Raw genomic sequence first — 5,465 nt, forward strand, 5'->3', positions numbered from 1 at the left:
TATCCGTTCGGTCCGGACCCAAACAGCACATACCACTTTTCATTGGTCGGATCGATGGGACTATCGGTCTTTGGGTTCATACGGGCGACAGCTGGATAACTCGTGGTCAGCCCAAGTCCACTGTCGGTAAATACCCAGAGCACCTTCGGGTCAACTTCAGGATTTGTCACATCTAAAGCGAAGTACGCACTGTAGAATGTGCGCGGGACTCCCCCAATCGTTACCGTCATCGGCGGCGCTCCAGAACCTCCCGCACAGTTCCCACAACTGCCACCCATCCGGAACCCTCCGATCAACACGGTTCCCCAGCCGCCGGGATGATCAGCATCCGGTGTGAAGATCCTCGCTTCAGTGATCGTCGGCTTGAGATCGACGTAATACACATGCGTGTAGTCCGTCCTGGCAAGCCACTGAAGGTGAGGCAACAATTCTTGGGGAATGAAGGACCAGAGCTCCGATCCAAGATTTGGACCGCTGGAATTATCCGTTGGGTTCTTGGTGTACCAGCCGTGTTCCATGGTGGCGGCTGTCGTAGGATCATCGCCCTTATGATAGTAGCCTCCGTTGAACGCGTGGAGCATCCCGTCATTCGCGCCGACATAGACGACCTGACGCCTATTTCGATATTTCGAGTAAAAGGCTGTGTAGGTGGGATCCCCAAAGGCCAAATCGTAGCGTGCCTTGGGAGCACTCACAACCGTCGGGGTCGAGTGAATTGGGTCACCCAGCTTCCAGACCTTGAAGTTCCCGCTACCGACCGGCACTTCGAGCATTCTAGTCCGCAATCCAGCAATCTCATCACCGCGAATAAAATTGATTAAGTTCGTAGCGTTGGTACCGCCGGCGCAGGTATCCGCTGCGTACCGCAGATATTCACGAAGCGCCGCACAGTTGGCCGTACTGAACTCGATCTGCTCCGTGGGATCCACAATCCCGTCGTTATCGACATCGATCCACGTGAGCACCTTACGCGAGGCTGAAGTCGCGTTCGCGAGTTCCTTGCCCGCTTCCCAGATGGGCTTGATCGACTTAAGATCACCGCTAACCGTGGGGGTCGCACTGTCGGCCACTCCGTCGGCCGGACTCGTATCGGCAAACTTGTCGACGAGAACTTTCTGATACGTGGGACTTGCGGGATTATTGTCGTAGCGAGTCGTGACAATTAGATCAGTATCATAAGTCAGCACACCGTCCTGGTTTGTATCCTCTCGGAAATTACCGAAACCGTCCACAAAGAGTGCGTGTGCATATCCGGTCCACTTGACATTCGCACCGCCCTGACCGACGTCACTGGTATAAAAATAGGCTTGATAGATCGATCCTTCACCGGTGGCGGAAGTCGCAAGCACCGAAATGGATGTGCCTGACGCACTTTTTCTCAGGATTGCAGTAATAGTCGCCATTAAGCGATCCTGCAAATCATCGACGTTGGATGATTCGAAATAATTGTCCGGAATTCCATCTGTACCTGGAGCACCCGTGGCATTGATGACCTTATCCCATTCAGACACTTGGTCAGGAAGGTTATTACCGTTGGTATCCTCGAACCCCCCGAGTTTCGCAGTGTGCATGAGAATCTCTCGACCAGAGATGTTTCCGAAGGCAAAAAATGTATAGACCGTGACATTCTGCAAGCCTGGCAGACAGTGGCCGGTCACGTTCAAGACGGGAATGAGGCCATCAGCCGACCCATTACAAGGCCGGAGATCATTCGTATGGGCCCAGAAGGCCACATCATCCAAGTAATGGTTTCCATTGTCATCATAGTCTGTTTTATGCTCGCCGAGCAGAATCGCCGGTGGAGTTGAATTGTTGGTATTACAAGTCCCGTTTGGTGCATGAATGGTTGCATTCCCTCCCGTACAATGGAGGCCGTGTTGACCATGAGCATAATCCCTTAATCCAACTGGGATATTGGTGTCCTGCGTTGGTGCTCCATCCGTGACGAGGATAACGAACGTTTTACAACATGCGACTTGCGTAGAAGTGGACGCCCAGGCCGGCGTATGATTGCTGCCGAAAAAGTAAGGATCACGGCCACACCCATTCGCAATGTAACCGGCTGGACATACTTCTGTTCCAGTGAGAGCCGAAATTTCTGATGCTCCAATCGAACCCACGCCTGTTCCCTTGAACGCCACACCGTTGGAATTCCCTCCCGAATAGGCAATAGGGTACACATATGATGTAGTGAGATATGTTGAATTGATTTGTGCAATGTAGCGAGTCGTTTCATACAAGGACTCGGAAAGTGGTGTCCAGGTCGAGGGGAATGACTCCTGAACCGCATCGATCATGGCAGCCGTATTCGTGTTAAAAGTCTCAACACCTGTTCCGGAAAAGTCGATCGATTGGCGGGACCCGACACCGACCAACATGCGGGCGCCGTCCCCGCTCGGTTTGAATTCAAAGAGTCCGAATCGTGCTTGCGCACCAATCTGTTGGATGGTACCAGTCGGCTCAACGCTGTAGCCGATTTTTAGCCAATATTTTCTTTGACTGTATCCATCCCCGCAATCGGAATTGAACGTGCTGTCATTATCAACACAAAAATAGGCCGCATCCGTGCCTATATAGAGAGTTCCTGGTGTACCGCTCGTATCCGCAGTCGGAATTCTTCCAACATAGGTATTGGCCCCAGCCCCAGCGTTGTAGTTCACACGGGCAATTTCGGTGTTCACACCAGAAGCTTGGGCCCTAACGGTCTTCAGTGCGGGTGTTCCGCTCGTGGGACAGGTTCCATCCGCCGCGCGAGCGACGAAACAGTCTCCCCCAATCATGGCTTTTTTCAGCGCATCGAACCGCCTGAACGTTGCCCAATTCAAGAAGTTTCCATCCCATTCTGTGTTACCACACACTGTTGCCAGCGTCGCCTTGACGGTCGCAGGCTCAAACCGTGCGTCAGCGCCGGAATCGTACGTATAACAGCGCAATGTGTCAAAATAACCGGACCAGTTGGTTGTATTAACGAATTGGTCACCACCTCCATCTGAACAGTCTCCGTCATCGTTACGGTCGCATCCAAGACCACTCATACTCCCGGAATTATCCAGCACGAGGATGATATTCGGTGCGACCTGGTCGCTGACGAACGGAGGCACGGCGAAGTATTGATCCATCGTTTGGGCTTGGCTGACGCCGATCCCCGCCAGACATCCCATCAACGTAAACATGATGGTTCCACGAAGTGCGACATCCCGGCGTTTCATGGCACCTCCATTGCTTCGCTCTTGCGACATGCTGACTCGCATTGACCTGCTTACTGAGGCAAAAACAGCATCATCCAGTCGATTTTGTCATTCGTCCCTTTTTGAATGCGGTATTTCACATCGATATCCATTCTGATAGCAGTCGACGCCAATGGATCGCCATGACGATCGACGAGCACAACCTCCGGTGAGAGACTAAACGTTCGCCCGTCGATTTGAAACGTCGTCTCATAAACTGAGGTGATGGTTCCTTTGGGATAACTGGCCATAGCGGCAGGAAGGGGCTCATCGGCACGACATACTTGAAAGACTCCCGCACCGACCAAAACAATGATCGAACAAAGAATTATCAGGTTGCGCAGATGAGGCGACGAGCTACTATCCGGACTTTCTGATTTCATAGTGTGCACGCCCTCCATCCATCTTCTCTAGCCATTGTTCGCTCGTTTCACACACCCTTCTCCTGTGCTGTTGAGACAATCAAAGGTCACAATTACTCGGCTAGTAGCACCCGTAGCCGCGTTCGCCGCCACACAGTCCACTCGATAGAATTGATCATAGGTTGGTTTGTCTGGATCAGCGAAATCACTTCCGGTTCGTCGCTTGGAATAGAGAAAATCGATGTCTCCATTGACTACGTACCCATTGACGTTCATGACAAGATTGGGAGCGTTTCCCGTCCCAATGGCAATGTCGGCGTGATTCCGCAGCGTACCGTTGATCTCTTGGGTAAATATCCCCTGATTGAGAGCCGGAACCGGTCCCTGAGGTGCAATGAGAGCAGCCGCCGGACCGGTCATTTGAGGATCTTCGATCGTCAATCGAATCGCGCGAACTGCCGACCCCACACATGCTTCAGCCGCGTCTGTCCCTTCCTCTACCATGCGGACTGCTCCCGCCATCGAATTTTCCATCCCGGTCATGGTCAGTGCCGCAACTCCAAGAGCGCCGATAATCAACATTAACAGCATCACCGTCATGAACGAGGTGCCTCGCTCATCTCCGGATAGCCAACATTTACTCGAAATCGAGCGATAGACCGGCATAGTTAGAGCCTCTGGTTGCGGAGTTCGATGGTCCTCGTCAGGATTCGCCGACGAAACTGAAAATAGGCGGCTTGTTGTGCAACAGTCGTGAGATCTCCCAGCGCATAAAGGCCATTCGCATGGTTATGGTCGCTAATAACCGGAAAGATTGAACTGTGCAGGGGAGTTGATTGAGCCTCCCCCATCCCCTGATCTGCTCTGGTCTGACGCGCAACGATATTGACTTGCACCAAGCGAATTGTTCTCGGTGTCATGAAGGTGCCATATGGCGCAGCGGTACCGAACCAATTACGATCTGTAATGAAGTCAGCCTGGTCGAATTGGTTCGATAGATTAAGATCGTCCGGCTGCAAATCAGGCCTGCCGTTATTGACACGAGGATCACAGCCATCACAGGCATAGGCTAGTTGTAGGTCTTCGACTCCGTCCATGATAGGGATGCACCCTGAATTAACCTGATTGCAGTTAGGCGGCCCGCCTGGGCCGACCAGATTGGTCGGCACAGCGCCACGAACCAGACAGGGCGCGTTCCCTTGACAGAGGTTGAGATTGTCCGGAGGAGGAATAACTTGATAGGTGATGCATTGCAGCAAGTAGACTTGTGTTCCCGTCCCAAAGGCTGTGGGTGCAGGGATCGCAGGATTCAGGGTCAGACCACCAGGATTCACGGCCTGAATCCTCGAACCTGCTACACCGCCGATTGAGACTGACATTCCCAACAATGCCGCCCCTCCCCCGGGGATAGCATTCCCCATGGCCGTGGTTGCATTAGCCGGCATGGGAATACTTGCAATCGGAGTATCGAGACCACCGATAGTACCAGGGGCCACAGGAACAAAAACTTGCCATACCGGCGGCATTGCAATGATGGAATTCGTCATAGGAACAACCATCGAGATGGTATCCGGTCCTATATCTGCCCCCAGAGGATTGTTGTCACCAGGAACCACAGCTGAAGGAGTGCCGTTGATATGACATCCCCCTACCGACGTTGTAAGGCCACGCATCCCAAACCCGGCCAACTTGAGATCGGCCGTAATCATATCTACGGCGTTTCGCGCGGTCGCCTGCGTATTGCCGACCTGTCCAGTAATACGCGTGGTCTTTTGACTAACGACAAGCGCGCTAAACCCAGCCGCGACAATAGCTGTTGTCATCATGGTCGCGACCATGATTTCCGTCAGGGTAAAGCCTCTTTGGTTATGGTCCC

General features: G+C 52.8%; 3 protein-coding genes and 1 pseudogene. All 4 read right to left on the reverse strand.

Annotated features, from left to right (window positions below):
• Positions 1–3,209, reverse strand: a pseudogene (locus ACOSYY_RS03505) (hypothetical protein); the annotation flags it as partial.
• A 50-nt stretch (positions 3,210–3,259) separates the two neighbouring features.
• Positions 3,260–3,610 (reverse strand): hypothetical protein, encoded by a 351-nt coding sequence (locus tag ACOSYY_RS03510; RefSeq protein ID WP_421660885.1) that lies wholly within the window; start codon positions 3,608–3,610, stop codon positions 3,260–3,262.
• Between the two features lie 27 nt (positions 3,611–3,637).
• Positions 3,638–4,255 carry a hypothetical protein gene (locus ACOSYY_RS03515; RefSeq protein ID WP_421660886.1) on the reverse strand — a complete coding sequence of 206 codons (618 nt, stop codon included), beginning with the start codon at positions 4,253–4,255 and terminating at the stop codon, positions 3,638–3,640.
• 2 nt (positions 4,256–4,257) lie between these two features.
• On the reverse strand, positions 4,258–5,465 hold a 1,208-nt coding region (locus tag ACOSYY_RS03520; RefSeq protein ID WP_421660887.1), incomplete at its 5' end, for a PilW family protein.

The sequence above is a fragment of the Nitrospira sp. BLG_2 genome (genome assembly GCF_049222245.1).